General features: G+C 38.6%; 2 protein-coding genes and 1 pseudogene. All 3 read right to left on the bottom strand.

Features of this window, described 5'->3' with window-relative positions; genetic code table 11:
• Nucleotides 1–198, bottom strand: a pseudogene (locus tag V7659_RS03800) (propanediol utilization protein); the annotation flags it as partial.
• A 104-nt stretch (nucleotides 199–302) separates the two neighbouring features.
• The gene (locus tag V7659_RS03795) at nucleotides 303–875 is read right to left on the bottom strand and encodes an ANTAR domain-containing response regulator (RefSeq protein ID WP_026564955.1); all 573 of its coding nucleotides are present in this window, start codon (nucleotides 873–875) and stop codon (nucleotides 303–305) included.
• A 3-nt stretch (nucleotides 876–878) separates the two neighbouring features.
• Nucleotides 879–2,312, bottom strand: coding sequence for a sensor histidine kinase (locus tag V7659_RS03790; RefSeq protein WP_335538215.1), 1,434 nt, complete (start codon nucleotides 2,310–2,312; stop codon nucleotides 879–881).
• Between the last annotated feature and the right edge of the window lie 76 nt (nucleotides 2,313–2,388).

Raw genomic sequence — 2,388 nt, 5'->3', positions numbered from 1 at the left:
ATTAGCCGATTTGGTGGCTAAATCTCCGGCAATAATCACCGTCTCACTTGGGGTCAGCGTCAAAATCCCTAATGCCCCCGCCTCCTGGATCCCCAGCTTTTCAAACATATCCGGGTCCGGATTGGCAATAATATGGCTTAAAGTTACCTGTTTCCCTGGGACAAACTCCTGAATAAACCTCTTTTTCTCTTCGTTCACGACAATCCCGCCTCTCAGATTAATAAAAAAAATGCCTAATAGACTTTATTTTTATAAAAAATAAAACCTACTAAGCACCATTGCTTCAACTATTCACTTGTAAACTAACTTGGGTACTTCAAAATAATGTACTTTGCCACTTTTTCCAATGGCATTTGTTTTTTCATGCTAAGGTCTCTAATCTTATTGTAAGCCGTTTCCTCCGGTAAATTCAATTGTTTCATTAAAATTCCTTTTGCTTTTTCAACAATCTTTCGGTTTTTCAGTTCCCGATTCATTTCTTCTACTTTTTCTTTGTAAAGAATAGCATTTTCAGCCTGCTTCAATGCAATTTCAACCGCCGGAATCAAGTTAGCCTCCGAAATCGGCTTTACAAGATACCCTAAAATATTTGCCTTCTTCGCTTTCTCTATATATTCCTTTTGACTATAGGCCGTTAATAGCAAAATCGGGATATTGAATTTGTTGGAAATAATCTCACTTGCCTTTAACCCGTTCAGCTTCGGCATTTTAATATCCATGATCATTAAATCAGGCTTAAGGCTGTAAGCCAATTCAATTGCTTTCTCGCCATCAGCTGCTTCAGCCACAACATCATAGCCAGCATCTTTTAACATGAGGGAAACATCCAATCGGACGATGGACTCATCTTCAACAACGATAATTCGCTTTTTCATTCTTTAATCCTCCCTCGCAAAGGGAAATTCGACGGTTACTTCCGTTCCATCACTTGTTCCTACAATGGAAAAATGGCCCGATAAATCATGTTCTATCATCATTTTCACAATATCAAGCCCTAATGACGGCTTCATAGAAGGAGTATAGCCAATTCCATTATCTTTTACAAGGACTCTTACTGAAGAAGCCTCTTCCTGGATGACAACATTAATTTGGCCCTCAGTCAACTCCGCAAATGCATGTTTCACACAATTTTGAATTAATTCATTTATAACAAGAGCAACGGAAACAGCTAGATTCGATTTAACAAGGATCTTTGTGCCGGAATAGTCGATCGAAATCAATTTTCCTTCATGATCTTCACTAAAGACCAGCATATTCCCGATTTTTTCTATTAAACTAACAAGTTCTACATCATCCTGATTTTCAGAATTAGATAAGATGATTTCATAGACAGAAGCAATACTTAAAATTCGGTTAAGGCTCTTGATAAAATGAAACTTGCTTTCTTCGGGGACCCCTCTTCGCATCTGCAGCCGAAGAAGACTCGCTACCGTTTGCAAGTTATTTTTTACGCGATGATGGATTTCGCGAATAGCAACGGTCTTTACGGTAAGCTCCCTCTCTTTTTCGCGCAGCTCTGTTAAGTCACGAAATATGATAAATGATCCGCTATTTTTCTCATGCTGCACAAGAGCAATTTTTTTCATTTGAAAGACTTTATTTTGAATGATGATTTCTTGGATCACAAGTTCATCCGGCAGACTGCACATTTCTGCAAGGTTTGGAAAATAGGAAGTAAAAAGTTTGCCGCTTTTACATTCCTCCGAACACATTTCTAAAACAAGATTCATCGCAGCAGGATTCGAATATTGAATCCGTAAATCCTCGTCAATGATGAATAGAGCTTCCTCAATCACTTCTGGAATAAAAGGGCGATTTTCAGTCATTCCAAGTAAGAGTTCGCTAAGCGTCTCATTCGCCTCTGTTAACGCTTTCAGTTTATTTTGATTTTGGAGCTTGTCACTGTTGTCTTTCTCCATGATCAACGTACCAATCACCCGGTTATGGATTCCAACAATCGGAACAACGCTTTGTTCGACTTTTTTCCCTTCCTGGGTTAAGGCATGATTGAGAAAAAGCGGCTTGCCCGTCCGAAACGCATAAAAAACAGCAGGCTCAAACGTTTCGTAGGCAAACTTTCCGACTACCGGATTTTTATAGACAGAACTGGCCGTTGCAGGTGCTGCTTCTGCCACCACAATCGCATGCTTTTTTTCTCTTGTTTGACAATCTACAAACACATTTGCTTGATTTAAATCGGCAATTAATTGCAGGTTTTGAACGACTTCTTGGATCTTTTGTATGTCTTGTTCCGATAGGTCTGTGTGAAGCTGACATAAAGTTACTACGGTGTTCATCTCAGTTTTAATCATGTCTTAGCTCCAATCTTTAATCTTCAAATATATAAAAATATTTTATATATCATTTAGATTAGTGTCAATCTTCTGT

Origin of the sequence: Neobacillus drentensis, assembly GCF_036966985.1 — a bacterium.
GTDB lineage: Bacteria > Bacillota > Bacilli > Bacillales > Cytobacillaceae > Neobacillus > Neobacillus drentensis_E.
Note: the sequence above shows the minus strand (reverse complement) of the source record. Positions and strands in the feature narration are given on the sequence as shown.

Bases quoted from the DNA above. Each gene is read 5' to 3' on its own strand.
- V7659_RS03795 (WP_026564955.1), bottom strand. From the start codon at position 875: ATGAAAAAGCGAATTATCGTTGTTGAAGATGAGTCCATCGTCCGATTG.
- V7659_RS03790 (WP_335538215.1), bottom strand. From the start codon at position 2,312: ATGATTAAAACTGAGATGAACACCGTAGTAACTTTATGTCAGCTTCAC.